This is a genomic window from Oleiphilus sp. HI0043 (assembly GCF_001634935.1).
Window position 1 is genome coordinate 1 of record NZ_LWEY01000151.1, and the last position, 668, is coordinate 668.

General features: G+C 45.2%; 1 pseudogene. It reads left to right on the forward strand.

Annotated features, from left to right (window positions below):
* Nucleotides 1–668: pseudogene (locus A3729_RS32075) on the forward strand (RND family transporter); the annotation flags it as partial.

Below are 668 nucleotides of genomic sequence, written 5' to 3' on the forward strand. Positions count from 1 at the left end.
TGCTATTAGCCACTCGGTCCAGTTTATCAATGGCTTGACCCACGAAATGGGCGCAGGGTTTGAGTCACTCGAGGCAACGCTTCGTACTTTTCGTCACCATTATGTGCCAGCGATGCTTGCCTTGATTAGTGATGCAATTGGTTTCATGACCCTGATTGTGGTTGAGGTGGATGTGATAAAAGACTTGGCCGTTGGTGCCAGTGTTGGTATTGCCAGTATTATCATCACCAATATGGTATTGCTGCCTATTATTATGTCTTACTTTGGTGTGACTAAGCGTGGTATCGCGCATGTGCGTAAGGTAGAAAAGCACCCCAGCCCGATATGGGCAAGAATAGCGAAGATGGCATCTCATAAATATGCTTTGCAGTTTATTATTCTTGCGCAATTTGCTGTGGCAATGGGTCTTTATGTCTCCCAGGGGTTGAAGATTGGAGAGCTAGATGCGGGTGCTCCCGAGTTACGCCCTGACTCTCGTTATAACCTGGATAATGCATTTATTACCAGTAACTACTCGACCAGTGCTGATGTCATGGTGCTGATGGTTAAGACGCCACAAGCGCAATGTGTATCTTATGAAGTGATGGATTTAATGGAGCGTTTGCAGTGGGAGCTAAATCATACTGAGGGTGTTCAATTAAGTGTTTCGATAGTGAATATTTCAAAGG